Raw genomic sequence first — 21,993 nt, 5'->3', positions numbered from 1 at the left:
GTCGCCAGTTTAAGACTGGCGAGCTCTGAGGATGTAGTCCCCCCTCCGGCGCCCTTCCCGTTTATGGTTAGGGCGTTTTGCGTTTTCTTTTATTTGTCGATTTAGTGCATTTATTCACCATACAAATAAAAGTAAAATGTGCAAAGAAATAAAAAGGGCGATAGCTAAATTAGCTTATCGCCCTTTATTTTGCTCTCATATGAAGCTATGGCAGTGTTAACAGCCCACTGGCTTAGTGAACTGCGCCTTCAGTTTTGCGTTTTTGCGCACTCTGGAACTCGTAAGCCAACTGTTGCTTTTCTTTATCCAACCCAACAGTGACCGAGCCACCATCAACCAGAGAACCAAATAATAACTCGTTTGCTAGTGGTTTCTTCAGATTTTCCTGAATTACCCGAGCCATTGGCCGCGCGCCCATCGCCTTGTCGTAACCTTTATCAGATAACCAATCACGCGCTTCTTCACTCACTTCCAGTGATACGCCTTTAGCATCTAATTGTGCCTGCAACTCAACGATAAATTTATCGACCACTTGCTGGATAACGGTAGGAGATAAGTGGTTGAACCAAATGATGTTATCCAACCGGTTACGGAATTCCGGTGTGAACACTTTTTTGATCTCTTCCAGCGCATCAGTGCTATTGTCCTGCTGTTTAAAACCAATGGAAGTGCGCTGAGTCTCGCGGACGCCGGCATTGGTTGTCATCACCAGAATCACGTTACGAAAATCGGCTTTACGGCCATTATTATCTGTCAGCGTTCCGTTATCCATCACCTGCAAGAGCAAGTTAAACACATCCGGATGCGCCTTCTCAATTTCATCCAACAACAGAACCGCATGAGGATGCTTGATAACCGCATCAGTCAACAGGCCACCTTGGTCGTAACCCACATAACCCGGAGGCGCACCAATTAAGCGGCTAACCGTGTGGCGCTCCATATATTCAGACATATCAAAACGCAGCAGTTCGATATCCAGCGCTTTGGCCAATTGCACCGTCACTTCTGTCTTACCAACCCCAGTTGGGCCAGCAAACAGGAATGAGCCAACAGGTTTATGCTCATGCCCCAAGCCCGCGCGACTCATTTTGATGGCCTCAGACAACGCTTCAATCGCTTTATCCTGACCAAAGACCAGCATGTTCAGGCGATCGCTTAGATTTTTAAGCACATCACGATCACTCGCTGACACCGTTTTCTCTGGAATACGAGCGATGCGGGCAACCACAGACTCAATATCCGATACATTAACTGTTTTCTTGCGTTTGTTTACTGGCATCAGACGGCTACGTGCACCCGCTTCATCAATCACATCAATGGCTTTATCTGGCAGATGACGGTCATTAATATATTTGACCGATAACTCCACAGCCGCACGGATCGCTTTTGCGGTATAGCGTACATCATGGTGCGCTTCATATTTCGGTTTCAGGCCGTTGATAATCTGAACAGTTTCTTCTGGCGTCGGCTCAGTAATATCAATTTTCTGGAAACGACGAGCCAGCGCACGATCTTTTTCAAATATATTGCTGAATTCCTGATACGTAGTGGAGCCAATGACTCGTATTTTACCACTGGAAAGTAGCGGTTTGATCAAGTTAGCGGCATCTACTTGCCCACCCGAGGCAGCACCTGCACCGATAATAGTATGAATTTCATCGATAAATAGGATGCTATCTTTATCATTTTCTAACTGTTTCAGCAGCGCCTTGAAGCGCTTTTCAAAATCACCACGATATTTAGTTCCGGCCAGAAGTGACCCGATATCCAAGGAATACAATGTGCATTCTGACATAACTTCAGGAACATCGCCCTGCACGATACGCCAGGCTAAACCTTCGGCGATAGCTGTTTTACCGACGCCAGATTCCCCCACCAGCAGTGGGTTATTTTTACGCCGACGGCACAATACCTGAATGGTACGCTCCAACTCTTTATCGCGGCCGATAAGTGGATCAATACCGCCAACGCGGGCCAGTTGATTCAGATTGGTGGTGAAGTTTTCCATACGGTCTTCCCCTCCTGCCTGTTCTTCATTCACCGGATTTTCTGCATTCGGTGCCTGACCCGGTTCGTCCTTACGGGCGCCGTGGGAAATAAAGTTCACTACATCCAAACGGCTGACATCATGTTTACGCAGTAGGTAGGCCGCCTGGGACTCTTGTTCACTGAAGATGGCAACCAACACATTGGCACCAGAAACTTCATTGCGGCCTGATGATTGCACGTGGAAGACCGCACGTTGTAATACGCGTTGGAAACTGAGCGTTGGCTGAGTATCACGTTCTTCTTCACTGACCGGTAAGGTCGGTGTAGTTTGTTCAATAAACGCTTCCAGTTCCTGGCGTAACGCCACCAAATCAACTGAACACGCCTCCAGCGCTTCCCGCGCAGCTGGATTGCTCAGCAATGCCAGCAACAGGTGCTCCACGGTCATAAACTCATGTCTGTGCTCACGCGCTCTGGCGAAAGCCATATTGAGACTGAGTTCAAGTTCTTGATTGAGCATAGGCACCTCCCAATAATTGCCTTAATCAGGCTTTTTCCAGCGTACAAAGCAACGGATGCTCGTTCTCCCTGGCGTATTGATTTACATGTGCGACTTTTGTCTCTGCCACTTCAACAGTAAAAACACCGCAAATCGCCTTTCCTTGATAATGCACATTGAGCATCAGTTGTGTTGCACGTTCAATATCATAAGAAAAGAACTTTTGCAGAACGTCAATCACAAATTCCATCGGTGTGTAATCGTCGTTGTTAAGTATCACTTTATACATAGATGGCGGTTTGAGCGCCTCAATTTGTTTATCTTTGACTAAATGTTCAAAATTCAGCCAATCGTTGTTCTTACCCATTGCCTGCCCATCGTTTCACTGAACCATACAGGAGCAATACCTCACTCCGGTTATAAGACCATTTCATGCAGATATCTATTATTATTTTAACATCACTTATGCCATAACGCCGCTAGAGAAAGAAGTCAGTATTTTCACCTTAATAACAGTTAAATTGTATCCAAACACAGACAATAGCGTTAGCTGCATCAAACTTTGAAGAACTGCCCCGCTCTGACAAAAGCCGCCCCTTGACGTTAAGGCCATTTCCACTAGAGTGTATTTTCGTGAGCTGTTGGAGTTTTAACCAATTCGCGCTCACTTTAACCAGTGATTACCTCATCTCGAACTAGAATAGCCTTGCGAGGAACATAGAAGTATGGAGACGGGTACTGTTAAATGGTTCAACAATGCCAAAGGTTTTGGCTTCATTTGCCCTGAGGGCGGCGGCGAAGATATATTCGCTCACTATTCAACTATCCAGATGGATGGCTACCGAACGTTAAAAGCCGGTCAGATGGTTAACTTTGATGTCCATCAAGGGCCAAAAGGGAACCATGCCAGCCTGATTGTCCCACTCGGATTAGATATAGTACTGCAAGAAGCCAAACCGCAGGAACACGCTGTATTGGCCTGACACCGCGCACTTACCCGCTATATTTCTCGGGCACACCATCAGTTCAACACTCTGATGTAATCGGTATTTCCAGAGTGGTTTGTTGCACGGCGACATCAATTACGCTGCAAAATGCCAGCCAGTAATGGCTGGCATTTTTATTTCTGATACTTCTAATATGCGGCCAAATAAACCAAGATCAATCCTCTGACCAATCTATTCGCGAGCTAATGCATCAATAGGGTTTAACCGCGCGGCACTGCGCGCCGGTAAATAACCGAATACAACACCAATGACGGTTGAACATAAAAACGCACTGAATAATGCCACTGGAGGGAAAGCAATTTGCCAGTTAGGTAAAAACATCTCTACTATCAGGCCAATGGCGAAAGACAATGAAATACCGAGAGCCCCCCCTACCAGGCAAACCAGAATAGCTTCAATTAAGAATTGTTGCATAACATCACTGGATCGGGCGCCCACTGCCATACGAATACCAATTTCACGGGTACGCTCAGTTACCGATACCAACATAATATTCATCACGCCAATTCCACCGACCACCAACGAAATAACTGCGACCAATGTCAGGAACAACTGCATGGTGCGAGTCGTTTTCTCAGCGGTTTGCAGCAGACTATCCATGTTGTAGGTGAATATGTCTTTCTTACCGTGGCGCATAGTCAATAACCTGACCAGCTGTTGCTCGGCTTCTTTACTGCTATAGCCCTCTTTAATCCGGATAGTAATCGAATCAAAGTAAGAACGTCCCATTAAACGACTAGCCATAGTGCTATAAGGCACCCACACCCGCAGCGCTTTACTGCTACCAAACATGGATTGTTTTTCTTCCACCACGCCCACAACAGTGGCAGGCATATTGCCAATTAATATTACTTGTCCCACGACGTCTTTGATATGGGGGAACAAACGGCGCTGCGTATTGCGGTCAATAACAACCACTTGTGATTGCCGCTCAACCTGCTCGTGGGTAATCGCAGTACCTTGTTCAAGCTTCATGCCATATACCCGGAAATATTGATCGCTGACACCCGTGATACTAGCCGCCACATCAACATTGCCATAACGTAACCGCATACTGCCGGAGATAGTCGGGGATACCGCGCTGACGTATGACTGTGCTTTTAGCGCAGCCATATCATCATAAACCAACGCCTGTCGGGTACTGGGGTCGTCATCACCAAAGTCTTTACCAGGGTAGACATCGATAGTGTTAGTGCCGATAGCTCTTATATCCGCCAGCACCAATTGTTTAGCCGCATCCCCAACGACTAATATGGAAACAACCGAGGCAATACCAATAATGATGCCTAACATCGTCAGGGCAGTACGCATTTTATTGGCCGACATAGCACGCCAAGCCATCAATAATGCTTCACGAAAACGCCCCACTAATTGCTGCCAAGAAGGTGCGGGTGGCGTCAGGCTAATCGCATCAGAAGATACAACATCTTGCGCTATTTTCGAACCAGAGTCGGCCATGATACGGCCATCTTTAATTTCAATAACTCGCTCAGCCTGAGCCGCAACAGTGGGGTCATGGGTAACAATAATGACCGTATGCCCCTGCTGTTGAAGCTGTTTCAAAATAGCCATCACCTCAACGCTGGAATGACTATCCAGCGCTCCTGTCGGCTCATCAGCAAGAATAACCTGGCCGCCATTCATCAAGGCTCGAGCAATACTGACACGCTGTTGTTGCCCGCCAGATAGCTGATTGGGCTGATAGCCCACTCGCTCCCCCAACCCCAGTCGAGTTAATAACATGTTCGCTCGTTCACGGCGTTCATTTTTACACAAACCGGCATAAACTGCAGGAACTTCAACATTATGGGCCGCACTAAGATGAGGTAGCAGATGATAGCGTTGGAAAATAAAACCAAAATGCTCACGGCGTAACGCGGCCAATGCGTCGTTGTCTAGTGCAGCAACATCTTGACCGGCAACACGATAGACACCCGCACTAGGCTTATCCAGGCAGCCGAGAATGTTCATCAGTGTCGATTTACCTGAACCAGAGGCACCAATAATCGCCACCAACTCACCGGCATTAATAGTTAGTGAGACATCCTGCAATACATCAACGGTTTCTTCGCCGGATTGATAGCTACGACGGATGCCTTTTAATTCAAGCAATGCCGTCATTACGACTCCTCCGTGTCACCGCGGCTAACGATGACCTCTTCACCTACATTCAAACCAGAAATAACCTGCGCATCGACGTTATTACGAATACCAATAGTCACTTCGCGTTTTTCTTCCTTGCCGTCTTTGAGTACCGCGACTTGATAGCGATTGGTGCCTAATTCATCACCTAATGCTGATAATGGGATAACCATCGCCTGTGGGACATTTGCCAACTGAATTGCGACCTGCGCGGTCATTTGTAGTCGCAATAACCGATCGGGGTTCGGTACTTCAAAACGCGCTGAATAGAAAATCGCGTCATTCACTTTTTCTGGTGTTGGCTGAATATCTTTTAATACACCATCAAAGCGCTTTCCCGGGTCCCCCAATACAGTAAACGAAGCTTTCATTCCGGGTTTTAAATGAATTACATCTGCTTCTGAAACCTGTGCATTCACCAGCATCGTACTCATATCGGCCAGTGTAAGAATGTTCGGCGCTTGCTGTGCAGCAATCACAGTTTGCCCTTGTAAAGTCGTGATTTGCACGACATCACCGTCCATCGGAGCCGATATTTTGGTGTAATCCAAGTTAATATTGGCAGTATCCAAGCTAGCTTTGGTTTTATTAATTTGCGCATCAATGGTTTCAACTTGCGCTTTTTTCACTGCCAGTGCGGTGCTCGCTTGATCCAAATCCTGGCGTGACACGGCCTGTAATTTTGCCAATTCTTGCTGGCGACGTAGGGTGACCGCAGCCAATTGCAGTTCAGCTTTCGCCTGCCCCAATTGTGCATTCAAGTCCTGTAATGTCGCTTCCACTTCTTTAATTTGGTTCTGCGCCTGTTGTGGGTCAATCATCGCCAGCAATTGCCCTTGCTTAACTTGATCGCCAATTTCCACATAGAGTTTTTCCAACTGGCCACTGACCTGAGCACCTACATCAACTTTGCGCACAGCATCAAGTTTACCGGTTGCCAATACATTTTGTTGCAGATCACGGTTGGCGACTTTTACCGTTTGAAATTGAACCGGAGTCGGCGCCATAAGGTGCCTGATAATGAAAAAACTGCCAATAATTAAAACGGCAATTGCGATAAGCCATCGGCGCTGACTGCTACTGAACTGCATCAAATCAATTACCTTCCTTAAAAATTATAAATGATCAATCGTCTGAAAATAGCATCGGTAATGTTCATTTAACTAAACAACATATCAACACCCACCAGACTACAGCCGGAATCTAAGATGCATTGAGACTCCGTTTAGATCCCATTTGTTCCAATTAGCTCCGGAAATATATTGATACAACGGACTTAATCATGCACATCAACAACACCCCCGCATTAATCCCTAACAATATTAATCGTTGGGGGCTAATTACATTGCTGTTCAAAGGTCATCAGGCGCTGGGTGGTTCATGGCAAAAATCGCAGTTTCGGCTTAAATTTATCGCCCGAACCTTAATCAGCCCGCAACTGACCTTTAACTTACTGGGTGTACTGGTAAAGCAACCTTTTCTCACTAGTATGCTACGCGCCCAACCGGATTTACCTTGTAAATTACATCGCCCTTATTTGGCTAACACGCTTAATAATCGGCAAAAACTGGAAGTCCTACAGGCTCATTTCCAGTTGGAAAACCAATGTATTCCGGAATTATTACGCCGTAACTATTTGCACCATTCTCCCTATAAACTCACCGAGTTAACTGGCAAGAATGAGGAAAAGTATTCTATTAATTTAGGCGTTATTCCAAAACTCAATAAGGAGGGTGAAATTACGCTGATGCTTGCCAATGAGCAACAACAAACCCTGGCATTGCTCACATTTAGCCTCACCTATTACCAAAACCAAAAAACGCTGTTTATCGGTGGGCTACAAGGTGCTGATAACGAAACCCCACACAGTGAAATTCATGCCTGCACCAAGGCCTGTCATGGATTATTCCCGAAACGATTAGTATTGGAAGCCACCTGTTGCCTAGCTGAACTGATGGGAATAACACAGATAATAGCCGTCGGTAATGCCACCCATATTTATCAGAACTGGCGCTATCGGGCGAAAAAGAGAGACAAGTTACATGCAGATTACGATAACTTCTGGATATCACTCGGTGGAGAACAGTGCTCAGAAGGTCATTTCAATTTGCCCGCCAGAATCGCACGTAAGCCTATAGAAGACATTGCAAGTAAAAAACGCGCAGAATATCGCCGCCGTTATCAATTACTTGAGCAACTTGAAAATGGCCTGGCCGCGCATTTTTCACACAACCAGGAATGCTCAGGTTCAGTGATGCCTCGCTAATCAGCCCGGCCGCGCGCTAGCCACACTACGCGAGAGAACATTTTTTTCAACAAGGGCGGGATGAATTCAATGCCCCGTTCTCTGGCGTAGCTGGTCACTTCAATTGCTAAGTCTGGCTTAGAGGTACGATGAATGGCTTTTTCAATCACCCTGCGGGGTTGCATTTTGGCATTGGCAGGAATACCGGATATCCGGTGATATACCTCATCAAAGCCGGAGCGATATAAAAAGTGCTCCATATCTGGAGCGGGTAAAATGGTCAAACGATCTCGCTCGTGGTCTCGCTCATTGTCCGCCATATTGCGTACTGTAGCGGCATACTTTTTCCCTGCGTCATCACCGTCAGTCAGAACATGCCACTGAATCCCCATTCTGTTGGCAAATTTAAGTAACGGACGTAGGCCGCTCTGAGCAAACTCAATCACTTTTACACCTTCCGCTTCAAAGTGATAGCCGCACTGACGAGCCATTTCATTCAGCAACCAGATTTCAGTTTCCCCCTCAACCAGCAGCCAGCAACGGGCAAACAACGCTGAGGGGCGATTGACACGAATATGAAAAGCGATACGACGGCTATCTTCAGAACTCATACCACGAGGACCAATGCGGTAAGTGGCAACCCTGGATGATTCACGTACTAATCGACAAATGCTCTCAACTGGCACTAATGAAATGAGTTCCCCAGAGTTTGTCGTTGTCATGCGCTGGAGCGGAAGTTGGCTCAGTAACCCCCAGGCAACAGACAACATGATCGGGTGCAAACGAGTTTCCGGGTCTTCTACCAGCAGCAATGGACGCGCATGGGGATCAAGGCTCAGTGGCCCTTTCGCTTGCAATAGCGTTGAAAACATACCCAAAAGTATCAGTCTCATACTGCGGCTGTTAGGTTCGGCCACCATACGATTGATGCTATCGAGGGCGAGCCAGGCTTCACGTTCGGGTTGTGGCCGGTGGCGGTGGTTACGCAGGTTAGCAGATTGTGACCCTTGCTCGGCGAAATAGTGTTCTAACAGTTGACGCATCGCCTCCAAGCCCTGGCGCAGTTGGGTATTAGTCAGCTTTTGTGGATTCCGTACCAATTCACGACTTAACTGATCCAATTGCTGATTCAACGCCACTTTATCTGGCTGGTTACTGTTTTCAGCTGTGGTACTACGCAGTCGGCGAATAAAACGCGCATCTCGCAGGCGCAATACCGGATGAATGCGAATCACCCCACGCGCCAGTTTTTCAATATCATGCAATTCCAGTGGGCAGCCTTCTAAATCGAGGAAAGTGCGCCAGGTACATACAGTGCCATCATCAGCCAGCTCTCCTTCAATACGATAATAAATACGATGTAAACCATCGTCATTATTTATCCATAGCGGCGCCAACTGGCGATAACGAGGGGCGCGCCAATGACCAATATCTTTTTCGCAAAAAGTGAAAATTATTTGTAAGTGGCGCTCTTTAGCACTTTCATCACCAGCTGGGTAATAAAAATCCTGCGAGGTAAAATGATAAAGTTGAGGTTCGGGGGATAAAAGTAACGTGAGAGCATCTAATAGACTGGATTTACCCCAGGCATTCTCACCAATCAGCACCGTATTATCGTCAAGGTTCAATGAAATACGATTAATACCACGAAAACCGACAATATCTACACGTTCAAGATACATGCTACGCCTCCGATGCGAATTTAATCATACTGATACTATCAGATTACAGAGTTAACCTATTACCTGATTAACTCAGGCAAAAAAACCTTATAGGTCAAGTCGCCTGGCAACTAGAGCTACTTTACTCTTCATTTGATTTTAGATAGTTTATTGCGCCACAACTCATTATTCATCTGCATATGATACCCAAGTCATTGACGTTACAGCACGGCAAGTCACGACAATGAAAAAGGGTATAGGACGGTATAACTCGTGTATTCAGGATTGCTGATCATTCTTTTGCCGTTAATTATTGGTTACCTCATCCCACTTAGCCGCAAAACATTAATTCAATTGATTAACCGCTTATTAAGCTGGATGGTCTACGTTATTTTATTTTTTATGGGTATCAGCCTGGCATTTCTCGAAAATCTCAGTGCGAACCTGCTGCTTATATTCCAATACACCGGTGTCTTCTTCCTGTGTATTTTTTGTGCCAATTTACTGGCGTTATTTTTGCTTGAACGTAAAACTCCGTGGAAAAATACTCACCGTCAGGAAGCGTTACCGTCTCGTCTACATATGGCGTTGGAATCATTAAAGTTATGCGGCGTAGTCATTGTCGGTTTCTTACTCGGATTGAGCCAATGGGAGTGGTTGCAGTTTGCTGCTAAAGGCAGTGAAATGGCACTGATTTTCCTACTTTTCTTAGTTGGGATTCAATTACGCAATAGTGGGATGACACTGCGCCAGATTGTATTAAATCGCCGTGGCACCATTGTGGCCTTTGTAGTGGCGATCAGCGCATTAGCTGGCGGAATGCTCGCCGCAGTATTGATGGGCTTGCCGATTAAAACTGGGCTAGCGATGGCCTCTGGCTTTGGCTGGTATTCATTATCTGGCATTTTATTAACTGATTCATTTGGCCCTGTCATTGGGAGTGCCGCATTCTTCAATGATCTGGCGCGTGAATTAGTGGCCATTATGTTGATTCCAACACTGGTGCGCAGCAGTCGTTCCACCGCACTGGGTTTGTGTGGCGCGACCTCCATGGACTTCACGCTACCGGTATTGCAACGCAGTGGTGGGCTGGAAATGGTGCCAGCCGCTATCGTGCACGGCTTTTTACTGAGCTTGCTCGCGCCAATCTTGATTGCTTTCTTCTCTTCATAATTCTTCTTGTACGCAGTGAGCCACTGGGTTCACTGCGTGATTCCCTGCCAACAATAGTGAATGAATTCTCATTCGCAGCAAAAGTTGCGCCAAATCAAAACAAGTTAAAGTTGCATTAAAAAAGCCTTTTTAAACCTCTTGTGCACATCTATGCTCTTAAACACGCATTACAAATGCAACTTTAAAAGGAAAAATAATTATGTTCTGTGTGCAATGTGAACAAACTATCCGGACACCTGTAGGTAATGGCTGCTCTTATGCGCAGGGAATGTGCGGAAAAACTGCCGAAACCTCTGATTTACAAGACCTATTAGTGGCCGTATTACAAGGGCTGTCCGCTTGGGCATTAACCGCCCGCGAGCTGGGCATTGTTGACCATGAGATTGACAGCTTTGCACCCAGAGCTTTTTTCTCCACACTGACCAACGTTAATTTTGACTCAGACCGCATCGTCGGTTATGCGAAAGAAGCCATCTTGTTGCGCCAATCTTTGGCTATTCGTTGCCGCCTGATTGACAGCACGATTACAGTCGATCACCCGCTAGCAGAGCTACAACTGCACTCCGACGATATCCCTACCCTACAACAACAAGCCCAACAATTTGCGCTGAATAACGATAAAGCTGAAGTCGGTGATGACATTCATGGTCTGCGAATGTTGTGTCTGTATGGCCTGAAAGGGGCCGCTGCTTATATGGAGCACGCCTATGTACTAGGCCAGTTCGATGAGCAAATTTATGCACAATATCATGCCTATATGGCTTGGTTGGGCACTCAACCGCGTGATGTTGATACCTTACTGAATAATGCCATGGGCATTGGCAAAATGAACTTCAATGTCATGGCTATTTTGGATTGCGGTGAAACGCAAGCTTACGGCGATCCACAGCCAACATCCGTGAACGTACGCCCTGTAGCCGGTAAAGCCATTTTGATTTCAGGTCATGATCTCAAAGACTTACAAATGCTGTTGGAGCAAACTCAGGGAACCGGAGTCAATATTTATACTCACGGCGAAATGTTGCCCGCCCACGGCTACCCTGAGTTAAAACGCTATTCACATTTGGTCGGTAACTATGGCAGTGGCTGGCAGAATCAGCAGACAGAATTTGCTAAATTCCCCGGCCCTATTTTAATGACATCCAACTGTATTATTGACCCCAATGTGGGAAATTACGGTGACCGTATTTGGACGCGCAGTATTGTTGGCTGGCCAGGTGTCAATCATCTGGAAGGTGAAGATTTCGCTCCGGTTATTGAGCAAGCACTGGGGATGGCAGGGTTCCCATATAATGAGTTGGAACACCTGATTACTGTCGGTTTTGGTCGTCAAACCTTGCTGAATGCTGCGGATACAGTGATTGATCTGGTTGCCACTAAAAAACTACGTCATGTCTTTTTGGTGGGTGGATGTGATGGTAGCCGCACAGAGCGTAGCTATTTCACCGATTTTGCCCGCAGTGTGCCGCAAGATTGCATCATTATGACCTTGGCTTGCGGTAAATATCGCTTCAACAAACTCGATTTCGGGACCTTGGAAGGGTTACCGCGTCTGCTGGACGTCGGTCAATGCAATGATGCGTATTCCGCGATTATGCTGGCAGTTAAGTTGTCAGAAAAACTCGGTTGCACCGTCAATGACTTACCACTCAGCCTGGTGTTGTCATGGTTTGAACAAAAAGCCATTGTTATTCTGCTGACCTTATTGTCATTGGGTGTGAAAAATATCTATACCGGCCCAACCGCTCCGGGGTTCCTAACCGATAATTTGATGGCAATTCTGTATGAGAAGTTTGGGATGCGGCCAATTACTACCGTAGAACAAGATATGAATGCAATCTTAGGTCATTAAGTCACCGCCTTATGCCCGGCCAATGCGCTTTGCTGTCGCTGGCTGGGCATAAATCATATTTTGCCCCAAATGACCTGATTTGTTGTGAGGTACCCATGACTGATTTTATCCCCACTGATTGCCCTACTGCTATGACGCCTAACCGTCTGCAAGTCCACTCCATCGTGCAAGAAACCCCCGACGTATGGAGCCTACTACTGATTAATCATGATTTTTACCCTTATTTACCCGGGCAATATGCCTTGGTGAGTATTCGTAACAGTGATGAAACTCTACGCGCTTATACCCTATCGTCTACACCCGGTTTAAGCCCATTCCTCCAACTTACCGTGCGTTGTTTAGCGGAGGGTGAAGGCTCACAATGGCTGACTCAGCAGGTCAAAGAGGGTGATTATCTGTGGCTGTCCGATGCTCAGGGTGAGTTTACCTGTGCTCATTTTGATGATAACCACTATTTAATGTTAGCCGCCGGTTGCGGTGTCACACCGGTGATGTCAATGTGCCGTTATTTACTCGCGCAACGGCCAAAGGCCGATATCCGAGTCATTTTTAATGTCCGCACTCCGGCAGATGTCATTTTTGCCGATGCTTGGAAAAATCTGTTACAGCTGTATCCCCAGCAGTTACAGCTCACATTGATGGCCGAGTCAGATGCAACGGATGGATTTATTGCTGGGCGAATTAATGCCCAAGTGATGCAACAGGTCGCACCGGATATCACTCGCCGCCGCGTCATGGCTTGCGGGCCTGCACCTTATATGGATTGGGTTGAACAATATTGTCGTGAACAAGCGGTTCCGAGTGACCATTTCCAGAAAGAGCAATTCCGAACATCCGATGAAGCTATCGATAATAGCAATGAACTAACAATGACTATCAGTCACCCGCTACGCAGTGTGAAAGTTCCGGTTGGTACCTCGCTGTTATTTGCTTTAGAGCAACACAAAGTACCAGTGATGGCAGCTTGTCGCGCGGGTGTTTGTGGCTCTTGTAAAACTCGCATTCTGCACGGCGAATACACCACTAGCAGTACCATGACACTGACACCTGAAGAAATCGCTCAGGGCTATGTCCTGGCATGCAGTTGCCAGTTGCAGGGAGATGTTCAGCTGGCTTGAGGCATTTACATATCAGCCCCATAAATGCATATTGCCAGTATTCATGGGGCAATTATTGTTAAACGCGCCATACTTTGACCTCATAGAATAATGACTCGCCATTAATCCTTGAGGGAACAACTATGAAGCAAACCGTGGCAACACTAGTCGCAAAAACGTTGGAACAAGCTGGCGTTAAGCGAATTTGGGGTGTAACCGGGGACTCACTCAATGGTCTGAGTGATAGCCTGCACCGCATGGGAACTATCGAGTGGTTGGGAACACGCCACGAAGAAGTTGCCGCTTTCGCTGCCGGCGCGGAGGCACAGCTCACCGGGCAACTCGCTGTCTGTGCGGGTTCCTGTGGCCCAGGCAACCTCCATCTGATTAATGGTTTATTTGATTGCCATCGCAACCATGTTCCCGTGCTGGCAATAGCTGCTCATATCCCATCCAGTGAGATTGGCAGCGGATATTTTCAAGAAACTCACCCACAAGAACTGTTTCGCGAATGCAGCCACTACTGTGAATTGGTTTCAAATCCGGAACAATTGCCTCGCGTGCTAGAAATTGCCATGCGCAAAGCCATACTTAACCGTGGTGTTTCCGTAATTGTGCTGCCGGGTGATGTCGCACTACAACCGGCTCCAGAAGATGCCGCCGTGGTGTGGCAAACACCTAAACTGCCTTTGGTTCAGCCACTGATGAGTGAGTTGAATATTTTGGCCGAGACATTAAACAAAGCCAAAAACATCACACTGATGTGCGGCAGTGGCTGCGCGGATGCCCATGATGAAGTGGTGAAACTGGCTGAAATGCTGCAAGCACCCGTAGTACATGCGCTACGTGGTAAAGAACATATTGAGTGGGACAATCCGTACAGTGTAGGCATGACCGGGCTGATTGGTTTTGCCTCCGGCTATCATGCCATGATGAATGCCGATACGTTGGTATTACTGGGGACACAATTCCCCTACCGCGCGTTTTATCCCACCCATGCAAACATCATTCAGATTGATATCAATCCCGGCAGCATCGGTGCTCATTGCCCGGTCAATATGGCACTGGTCGGTGATATCAAAACCACGTTGAGTGCGCTGTTACCGCAGTTAGAAGCCAAAAGTGATAATACCTTCTTGACCAAGGCACTGGAGCACTATCACACCACGCGCAAAGATCTCGATGGGCTGGCAACCGCCAATGATAACCAACCCATTCACCCGCAATATCTGGCGCAACAAATCAGTCGCCATGCCACAGATGATGCCATTTTCACTTGTGATGTCGGCACACCCACTGTGTGGGCTGCCCGTTATCTGGAAATGAACGGAAAACGCCGTTTACTGGGGTCGTTTAACCACGGTTCTATGGCTAATGCCATGCCACAAGCCATTGGTGCGCAAGCCACCGACCCAAACCGGCAAGTTGTAGCCCTATGTGGTGATGGCGGTTTCACCATGCTGATGGGGGATTTTCTCACCTTGGCACAGCTAAAATTGCCAGTAAAAATTGTGGTATTTAATAACAGTGTGCTGGGCTTTGTCGCCATGGAAATGAAAGCCGGTGGCTATCTAACCGATGGAACTGACTTGCATAACCCTGACTTCGCCGCCATCGCCAACGCCGCAGGCATCAAGGGTATTCGGGTGGAGAAAGCCTCTGAGTTGGATGCAGCACTGGAAAGCGCTTTTGCCCATCCGGGGCCAGTCTTGGTGGATGTGGTCACCGCCAAACAAGAACTGTCGATGCCGCCACAAATCAAGTTTGAGCAAGCCAAAGGATTCAGCCTATACATGCTTAGAGCTATCATTAATGGTCGTGGTGATGAAGTGGTCGAACTGGCCAAAACCAACTGGTTACGATGATTAAATACCGTTAACTTCAAAGAAGTTCTCTCGGTTTTTCCTGCCACAGAAGCCAGTTTCATACTGGCTTCTGTGGCAAAAAATTGTTGTAATTTGCCCATCCAGTTAACAGTTTTCACACCCTATCCAGATAAAAATTAAGCAGACGCATGAGGCTGTTTTATTTAAATCCTCATTCATAATGTACGGCGTAAATCTTAATTAAGTCGAGTTAGTATTGGGGATAAATAAAATGGCAAAAGACACCATGTCAGATTTCTCACCTTCGGCGGAGTTAATCTGCATACTCAGAGCAAAATCCTACAGTGAGAAAAGAGAGGGATACAAAACAGATGATTATATCTCGCTATTAATTTCGCACTCTCTAACCTCTTTCTTTTCCATGACACAAAAGTCTTTTTTGATGCCGGGCAATATTCTTTCTCCGCAGATCCCCGCAGGTAGCTATGAGTTTTTAATTAGCCGGATAAAATACCTCGACGAATTATTTCAATTACGTGCCAGCGAATTCGCCAACATTTTCATTCTGGGTGCAGGCTTTGATTCCAGGGCGATTAGATTCCAGAGTCAACTACAGCAAAATCGAGTTTACGAACTCGATCATCCTGTATCTCAAAAAAATAAAATAGCGAAGCTACAAGAACTTAGCATTCCTACCCCCGAAAATTTACGCTATATCCCGATTGATTTTAATCAGCAGGATTTAATCACTATCTTACAAGATATTCCGCAAAAAAAAGGAGAGAAAAACCTATTCATATTGGAGGGATTAATTATGTATCTCCCTCCCAGCACCGTGAACCGTATTTTTTCAGCCATAGACACTTGCGCCCCCGATGGCAGTGAAATCATTTTCGATTATGTTTATTCCGACGTCCTCGACGGTGAAAACACCTCATATGGTTCGGTCGAAGTGTTAGAAGGATTAAAAAACATTGGTGAGCACTGGATTTTTGGCATCGAAAAAGAACATCTGACGGCGTTTCTTAATAAGTATCATCTGAAATTGTATTGTGATGCCGATGCCAGCACTTTGGAAAAACGGTTTTTTACCAATAAACAAGGGACAGTTCTGGGCAAACTGAATAAAGCGCTAGCAATTGCTCATGCAATTAAATAAAAACCAGAATAAAATCAGTGAACAGGCCTTGCTTGCGAGATGAATATCCGATTTAAAGTAAATAATATTTTGTCGGGCTTCTTTGGTTTAATATTCTCGCTATGATAAAGCCACTCTTTCCCTGTTCGCGAGAAAATTATGCTGATCGATTTACGCAGTGACACCGTTACGCAACCTGATACTGCCATGCGCCAAGCCATGGCTAATGCCGAAGTCGGCGATGATGTGTATGGCGATGACCCGACGGTGAATGCTTTGGAAGCCCTAGCCGCCAGGTTATCAGGTAAAGAGGCCGCATTATTCCTACCGACCGGCACACAAGCAAATTTGGTGGCACTGTTGACTCACTGTCAGCGGGGTGAAGAGTATATTGTCGGCCAAAAAGCGCATAACTATCTGTATGAAGCCGGTGGAGCCGCTGTGCTTGGTAGCATTCAACCACAGCCTATTGATGCAAATGATGATGGCACTTTACCACTGGATAAAGTTTTGGCCGCTATCAAGCCCGATGATATCCATTTTGCCCAAACCCGGCTGTTAAGTTTAGAAAATACCCACAGCGGAAAAGTATTGCCACTGAGCTACTTGCAGCAAGCATGGGCATTGACTCGTGAACAGAAACTGGCGCTACATATTGATGGTGCTCGTATTTTTAATGCCGCCGTGGCATTGAATGTCCCTCTGAGCGAAATCACTCAATATTGCGATACCCTGACAATCTGCCTATCCAAAGGGTTGGGTACACCTGTTGGCTCATTACTGTGTGGCAGCGCTGAATATATTAAACGCACGCGTCGTTGGCGCAAAATGACCGGCGGCGGCATGCGTCAAGCGGGTATTCTGGCAGCAGCAGGGCTATATGCATTAGAGCACAATGTAGCGCGACTAAAAGATGACCATGACAATGCTATCTGGCTGGAACAACAACTGCGTGCGCTAGGGGTAGAGATAGTGGCTCCGGGAGCACAAACCAATGTGCTGTATATTAAACAATCCGCTGAATTAGCCGCCAAACTAGGCCCGTGGATGCGCGAACGTGGGGTATTAATCAGCGCTGGCCCAATCACTAGAATGATTACTCACATCAATATCAGCCGTACAGATTTGGAAAAAGTCGTCGCGCTATGGCGTGAGTTTTTGAGCGAGTTGCGCTCATGACACCGCAGCGGATATTGGTGCTGGGCGCCAGTGGCTATATTGGTCAGCATCTGGTGCCGAGACTCAGTCAACAAGGGCATAGGGTCACAGCGGCGGCCCGCCGTATCGAGTGGTTAAAAGAGCAACCCTGGCCGGGTGTCGATTGCCGTTTTGTCGATCTTTACCAGCCCTCAACCCTTATTACCGCGCTACAAGATATTGATGTTGTCTATTATCTGGTGCATAGCATGGGTGACGGACAGGATTTGATTGAGCAGGAACGCCTGGCCGCCACCAATATGAAAGCAGCGCTCCAACAAAGTCCGTCAGTAAAGCAGATCATTTATCTCAGCGCATTACAGCCGGATGATAACAGTTCCCCTCATCTGATTGCCCGCAAACTAACCGGTGATCTGCTTTGTCAAAGTGGTATTCCGGTGACGGAGCTGCGTGCCAGTATTATCGTCGGCCCCGGTTCTGCCGCTTTTGAAATTATGCGCGATATGGTTTATAACCTGCCAATTCTGACACCACCGCGCTGGGTGCGCTCAAAGTCATCACCGGTTGCGCTGGAAAACTTGCTGATTTACTTAACGGAATTGCTCAATCATCCGGCCTCAGAAAACCGCATTTTTGATGTCGCCGGGCCGGAATACATTAGCTATCAAACGATGTTCGAGCGCTTTATTGCCATCAGTGGTAAACGACGCTGGCTAGTCCCTATTCCGCTCCCTACCCGCTTCATCTCAGTTTATTTCATCAATATGGTCACGTCGGTACCCACGTCAATTGCCAGCGCATTGATTGAAGGGCTAAATCATGATTTACCTGCGGATGGTGAGGCTTTACAGGCGCTTATCCCCCAGGAACTGATCAGTTTTGACGATGCAGTCAAAGAGACATTACGCCGTGAAGACGAAGTGGTGGATTCACCTGACTGGGGTTATGACCCTGAGGCTCGCGCCCGCTGGCGACCGGGTTATGGCTTTTATCCCAAACAAGCCGGTTGCCAACTCTACACCTCGGCCTCCAGTGAAGCACTGTGGCATGTGGTACAGCAAATTGGCGGCAAAGAAGGTTATTTCTATGGTAATCCATTATGGAAAACCCGCGCCTGGATGGATGACCTTGCCGGTGGTGGAGTGGTTTATGGCCGCCCGGACAGGGAAACGCTGGAATTAGGTGACTTGATTGATGGCTGGAAAGTTATCACGCTCAAACCGCTGCGTCAGTTGGCAATGATGTTTGGCATGAAAGCACCGGGTCTTGGACGATTAACCTTTACCATCAAAGATTTAGATGGCCGACGCAGTTTTGATGTTCGGGCATGGTGGCACCCGGCGGGCTTTAATGGATTGCTGTATTGGTTTGTGATGATGCCAGCTCATCTGTTTATTTTCCGCGGAATGGCAAAGCGCATCACCACTTTAGCGGTGCAATATGACCGCGAACGCAACCATAAGAGCGATGAATAACGCTGCAAATTCAAGTAAGCAGGGGATTCTGATTGCATAGCGCTGCATTTCACGAAAGAATGGCATCTTATTTGCTGGGCGAATAAATAAAAGCTCTAGCATTCTGATTTTTGGTGGGAACCGAATTCGCTATGAAGATATTGGTCACCGGTGCAACCTGTGGGTTAGGCCGAAATGCCGTTGAATATCTCCGTCGTCAGGGTATCAAAGTTATCGCCACCGGCAATAATCCGGCGATGGGTGCGTTATTGACAAAAATGGGCGCTGAATTTATTCATGCGGATCTGACGAATCTGGTTTCCTCGCAGGCGAAAGCCATGCTGGCTGATGTCGATACGCTGTGGCATTGCTCCAGTTTTACCTCGCCGTGGGGCACCGAGCAGGCTTTTGAGCTGGCCAATGTCCGCGCCACACGCCGGTTGGGCGAATGGGCCGCGGCTTATGGTGTGGAAAATTTTATTCATATCTCCTCACCTGCCATTTATTTCGATTATCATCACCATCGCAGTATTCAGGAAGACTTCCGCCCAGCACGTTTCGCCAATGAATTCGCGCGAAGCAAGGCGGCGGGAGAAGATGTGATTCAGCAATTAGCCCTGTCGAATCCGCAAACCCATTTCACTATTTTGCGCCCACAAGGTCTGTTCGGCCCGCACGATACCGTGATGCTGCCGCGTCTGCTGCAAATGATTAAGTATTATGGCACTCTACTGCTACCCCGTGGCGGTGATGCACTAGTCGACATGACCTACCAGGAAAACGCCGTACATGCGATGTGGTTAGCAACTCAAAACCAGAATACTCAGTCTGGTAGAGCTTATAATATTACTAATCAACAACCTCGCCCACTGCGTACCATTGTGCAACATCTACTGGAAGAGTTGGACATGCCCTGCCGTATTCGCTCAGTGCCCTACCCGATGATGGATATCATGGCCCGAGCCATGGAAAAACTGGGAAATAAAACCGAAAAAGAACCTATATTGACCCATTATGGTGTCGCTAAACTTAATTTTGATCTAACGCTGGATACCCACCGCGCTGAATTAGAATTAGGGTATCGCCCGCAGGTGTCATTAGATGAAGGTATTATCCGCACGGCTCGTTGGTTAAAAGAGCACGGCAAGTTACGTGGTTGATAATCGCCTTAGCAAGTCGGGTGTTTTCCTCACCCGACATTATCTATGTTAAGGTTATAGCCTCCCATTATTGTTACAAAGGGAGCCAATACTTATTTATCGCAGGTATTCTCTGATAGGGTAAGTGATTAAATAGATAATAAAACTCTGGGCGCTCAACCATGTCTTCTATCGTCAACAGCTTGATCCTGATTATTCTTTATTTTATTCCTTTTATTATTGCCAAAAATCGTAACCATAATAAAACAGCTTCTATTTTTATAGCTAACCTGCTGTTTGGATGGACATTAATCGGCTGGGCCGCGGCTTTCGTTTGGTCAGTGTCAGCGGATGTTGCCCCCTTAGGCGTCATATCTAAAAAAGACCTTAAGAAGCATCTACCTGAAATAAAATGTCCATTTTGTGGATCCATGAATATAGCTAACACCACCGTTTGCCATGCATGTGGTAAAGACAGTGCAATATTGGCAAGCAGTACTCGGCTAAATTCAGCCACTAAAATTGTCAGTTATGCCCGAAAAGACCCGTCAGAAGGGATTGTCGGTTTACAAGGCAAAACCGGTAAAAAATATAAATCTCAGATTAATATTAATAATAACTAGCCGTTTAGCCCGTGAATGGCAGCAAAAGACAGTGCAGGAAATAGGTTTATACTAATATAACGTTAATAACCACAATCACTTTCATAACAGATTCTTTCACTTAAGGTCATCATATGAAAAAGAAAAATATTATCCTGATTCTTCCTCTTGCCATTCTGCTTAGCGCTTGTAGTAATACCGTGGATCCAGCATACAAAGACATCAGCAGTCGCACGGTGCCTTGTATTGACGGTGGGCCGGACACGGTAGCGCAAAAATTCTATGACCTGCGGGTTCAGCAAATTGGTAATAAGAGTGGCTTGCCCAATGATAATCTGTCAGCTCAATTTCGCCCTTATCTGAGCCAGGCGCTTTATGAACAAATTCAAAAAGCCAGAAAGCAAGCGGGTAATCGCACCTCTTCTGGAGTAAATAGCACACAAACCATTAATGGCGATATCTTCACCAGTTTACGTGAAGGTAGCACCAGCGCGGATGTTGCCAGTGCTTCAACTATTCCCAATACCGATGCGCGGAATATTCCATTACGTGTCAATTTGACGCACCAATCGGCAGGTGGGCAGTCAGTGATGTGGCAAGACGAAGTATTAATGATCCGCGAAGGAACCTGCTGGGTCGTCGATGATATCCGCTTTATGGGCATCTCTGCGCCGGCCAGCAGCTTGCGCCAACTCCTGGGTGATCACTAACCCGCCCCAAATGCAGCCAATACTTCTGCAATTTGAAGGCAAACGAGTATCACTATAGATTTCGAATTGCAGGTAGGCGGCAAAAGAGTGCATCCCGATGAGCTTACACGGGTAAGTGATTCGGGTTAGCGAGTGCAGCCAACACCCCTGCAATTTGAAAGATGACGGGGATCGCTCTGTCAGATTTATTCATCGCATGACAAATTCCCTCTGATAGCATTCAAATCCAAATGTTATGCTATTTTCTGCCCCTGATGCTGGTTATTAATAAATTTTAACGCACAAAGATTGCATAAGTATG

At 46.8% G+C, this 21,993-nt stretch carries 17 protein-coding genes; 12 read left to right on the top strand and 5 right to left on the bottom strand.

Features of this window, described 5'->3' with window-relative positions; genetic code table 11:
• Positions 1 to 232: 232 nt before the first annotated feature.
• On the bottom strand, positions 233 to 2,509 hold the full coding sequence (clpA, locus tag ACF3VQ_RS07710; protein ID WP_392434445.1) for an ATP-dependent Clp protease ATP-binding subunit ClpA: 2,277 nt from the start codon (positions 2,507 to 2,509) through the stop codon (positions 233 to 235).
• Positions 2,510 to 2,534: 25 nt separating this feature from the next.
• Positions 2,535 to 2,855, bottom strand: a complete 321-nt coding sequence (gene clpS / locus ACF3VQ_RS07705; protein WP_392434442.1) for an ATP-dependent Clp protease adapter ClpS — start codon at positions 2,853 to 2,855, stop codon at positions 2,535 to 2,537.
• A 358-nt stretch (positions 2,856 to 3,213) separates the two neighbouring features.
• Here clpS and cspD point away from each other — a divergent pair, with 358 nt between their 5' ends.
• Positions 3,214 to 3,471: a cold shock-like protein CspD gene (cspD, locus tag ACF3VQ_RS07700; protein ID WP_392434439.1), complete on the top strand. Its 258-nt coding sequence runs from the start codon at positions 3,214 to 3,216 to the stop codon at positions 3,469 to 3,471.
• Between the two features lie 195 nt (positions 3,472 to 3,666).
• Here the strand turns inward: cspD and macB are convergent, their stop codons facing one another.
• Both macB and macA read right to left on the bottom strand, forming a co-directional pair.
• On the bottom strand, positions 3,667 to 5,616 hold the full coding sequence (gene macB, locus ACF3VQ_RS07695) for a macrolide ABC transporter ATP-binding protein/permease MacB (protein WP_392434436.1): 1,950 nt from the start codon (positions 5,614 to 5,616) through the stop codon (positions 3,667 to 3,669).
• On the bottom strand, positions 5,616 to 6,728 hold the full coding sequence (macA, locus tag ACF3VQ_RS07690; protein WP_392434433.1) for a macrolide transporter subunit MacA: 1,113 nt from the start codon (positions 6,726 to 6,728) through the stop codon (positions 5,616 to 5,618). The genes macB and macA overlap by 1 nt, the downstream gene beginning before the upstream one ends.
• Before the next feature lie 191 nt (positions 6,729 to 6,919).
• On the opposite strand from macA, the gene ACF3VQ_RS07685 reads away from it, so the two are divergent.
• Positions 6,920 to 7,903 (top strand): VirK/YbjX family protein, encoded by a 984-nt coding sequence (locus ACF3VQ_RS07685; RefSeq protein ID WP_392434430.1) that lies wholly within the window; start codon positions 6,920 to 6,922, stop codon positions 7,901 to 7,903.
• On the opposite strand, the gene ACF3VQ_RS07680 is transcribed toward ACF3VQ_RS07685, so the two are convergent.
• The gene (locus ACF3VQ_RS07680) at positions 7,900 to 9,564 is read right to left on the bottom strand and encodes an ATP-dependent endonuclease (protein WP_392434427.1); all 1,665 of its coding nucleotides are present in this window, start codon (positions 9,562 to 9,564) and stop codon (positions 7,900 to 7,902) included. The genes ACF3VQ_RS07685 and ACF3VQ_RS07680 overlap by 4 nt on opposite strands.
• Before the next feature lie 252 nt (positions 9,565 to 9,816).
• On the opposite strand from ACF3VQ_RS07680, the gene ACF3VQ_RS07675 reads away from it, so the two are divergent.
• The 10 genes from ACF3VQ_RS07675 to ACF3VQ_RS07630 all read left to right on the top strand — a co-directional run bounded on the left by ACF3VQ_RS07675 (position 9,817) and on the right by ACF3VQ_RS07630 (position 21,692).
• Entirely contained in the window at positions 9,817 to 10,716 is a 900-nt protein-coding gene (locus ACF3VQ_RS07675) for a lysine exporter LysO family protein (protein ID WP_392434426.1), read from the top strand.
• Positions 10,717 to 10,915: 199 nt separating this feature from the next.
• Positions 10,916 to 12,568, top strand: a complete 1,653-nt coding sequence (hcp, locus tag ACF3VQ_RS07670) for a hydroxylamine reductase (protein WP_392434424.1) — start codon at positions 10,916 to 10,918, stop codon at positions 12,566 to 12,568.
• Positions 12,569 to 12,663: 95 nt separating this feature from the next.
• Entirely contained in the window at positions 12,664 to 13,686 is a 1,023-nt protein-coding gene (gene hcr / locus ACF3VQ_RS07665) for an NADH oxidoreductase (protein ID WP_392434422.1), read from the top strand.
• 122 nt (positions 13,687 to 13,808) lie between these two features.
• Entirely contained in the window at positions 13,809 to 15,530 is a 1,722-nt protein-coding gene (gene poxB, locus ACF3VQ_RS07660) for a ubiquinone-dependent pyruvate dehydrogenase (protein WP_392434420.1), read from the top strand.
• Between the two features lie 232 nt (positions 15,531 to 15,762).
• Positions 15,763 to 16,650, top strand: coding sequence for a class I SAM-dependent methyltransferase (locus tag ACF3VQ_RS07655; protein ID WP_392434417.1), 888 nt, complete (start codon positions 15,763 to 15,765; stop codon positions 16,648 to 16,650).
• A gap of 138 nt (positions 16,651 to 16,788) precedes the next feature.
• Positions 16,789 to 17,808: a low-specificity L-threonine aldolase gene (gene ltaE / locus ACF3VQ_RS07650; RefSeq protein ID WP_392434414.1), complete on the top strand. Its 1,020-nt coding sequence runs from the start codon at positions 16,789 to 16,791 to the stop codon at positions 17,806 to 17,808.
• Entirely contained in the window at positions 17,805 to 19,262 is a 1,458-nt protein-coding gene (locus ACF3VQ_RS07645) for a DUF2867 domain-containing protein (protein WP_392434411.1), read from the top strand. The genes ltaE and ACF3VQ_RS07645 overlap by 4 nt, the downstream gene beginning before the upstream one ends.
• Positions 19,263 to 19,393: 131 nt before the next feature.
• Positions 19,394 to 20,401 (top strand): NAD-dependent epimerase/dehydratase family protein, encoded by a 1,008-nt coding sequence (locus ACF3VQ_RS07640; RefSeq protein WP_392434409.1) that lies wholly within the window; start codon positions 19,394 to 19,396, stop codon positions 20,399 to 20,401.
• Between the two features lie 161 nt (positions 20,402 to 20,562).
• On the top strand, positions 20,563 to 21,003 hold the full coding sequence (locus ACF3VQ_RS07635; RefSeq protein ID WP_392434408.1) for a superinfection immunity protein: 441 nt from the start codon (positions 20,563 to 20,565) through the stop codon (positions 21,001 to 21,003).
• Between the two features lie 113 nt (positions 21,004 to 21,116).
• Entirely contained in the window at positions 21,117 to 21,692 is a 576-nt protein-coding gene (locus ACF3VQ_RS07630; RefSeq protein ID WP_392434406.1) for a lipoprotein, read from the top strand.
• Positions 21,693 to 21,993: the final 301 nt, after the last annotated feature.

The organism is Yersinia fenwicki (genome assembly GCF_043099325.1).
GTDB lineage: Bacteria > Pseudomonadota > Gammaproteobacteria > Enterobacterales > Enterobacteriaceae > Yersinia.
This window is presented reverse-complemented; position numbering and strand designations above follow the sequence as displayed.

Excerpts from the sequence above, each read along its gene's own strand:
- clpA (WP_392434445.1), bottom strand. The coding sequence starts at position 2,509 with ATGCTCAATCAAGAACTTGAACTCAGTCTCAATATGGCTTTCGCCAGA.
- clpS (WP_392434442.1), bottom strand. The coding sequence starts at position 2,855 with ATGGGTAAGAACAACGATTGGCTGAATTTTGAACATTTAGTCAAAGAT.
- cspD (WP_392434439.1), top strand. The coding sequence starts at position 3,214 with ATGGAGACGGGTACTGTTAAATGGTTCAACAATGCCAAAGGTTTTGGC.
- macB (WP_392434436.1), bottom strand. The coding sequence starts at position 5,616 with ATGACGGCATTGCTTGAATTAAAAGGCATCCGTCGTAGCTATCAATCC.
- macA (WP_392434433.1), bottom strand. The coding sequence starts at position 6,728 with ATGCAGTTCAGTAGCAGTCAGCGCCGATGGCTTATCGCAATTGCCGTT.
- ACF3VQ_RS07685 (WP_392434430.1), top strand. The coding sequence starts at position 6,920 with ATGCACATCAACAACACCCCCGCATTAATCCCTAACAATATTAATCGT.
- ACF3VQ_RS07680 (WP_392434427.1), bottom strand. The coding sequence starts at position 9,564 with ATGTATCTTGAACGTGTAGATATTGTCGGTTTTCGTGGTATTAATCGT.
- hcp (WP_392434424.1), top strand. The coding sequence starts at position 10,916 with ATGTTCTGTGTGCAATGTGAACAAACTATCCGGACACCTGTAGGTAAT.
- hcr (WP_392434422.1), top strand. The coding sequence starts at position 12,664 with ATGACTGATTTTATCCCCACTGATTGCCCTACTGCTATGACGCCTAAC.
- poxB (WP_392434420.1), top strand. The coding sequence starts at position 13,809 with ATGAAGCAAACCGTGGCAACACTAGTCGCAAAAACGTTGGAACAAGCT.
- ACF3VQ_RS07655 (WP_392434417.1), top strand. The coding sequence starts at position 15,763 with ATGGCAAAAGACACCATGTCAGATTTCTCACCTTCGGCGGAGTTAATC.
- ltaE (WP_392434414.1), top strand. The coding sequence starts at position 16,789 with ATGCTGATCGATTTACGCAGTGACACCGTTACGCAACCTGATACTGCC.
- ACF3VQ_RS07645 (WP_392434411.1), top strand. The coding sequence starts at position 17,805 with ATGACACCGCAGCGGATATTGGTGCTGGGCGCCAGTGGCTATATTGGT.
- ACF3VQ_RS07640 (WP_392434409.1), top strand. The coding sequence starts at position 19,394 with ATGAAGATATTGGTCACCGGTGCAACCTGTGGGTTAGGCCGAAATGCC.
- ACF3VQ_RS07635 (WP_392434408.1), top strand. The coding sequence starts at position 20,563 with ATGTCTTCTATCGTCAACAGCTTGATCCTGATTATTCTTTATTTTATT.
- ACF3VQ_RS07630 (WP_392434406.1), top strand. The coding sequence starts at position 21,117 with ATGAAAAAGAAAAATATTATCCTGATTCTTCCTCTTGCCATTCTGCTT.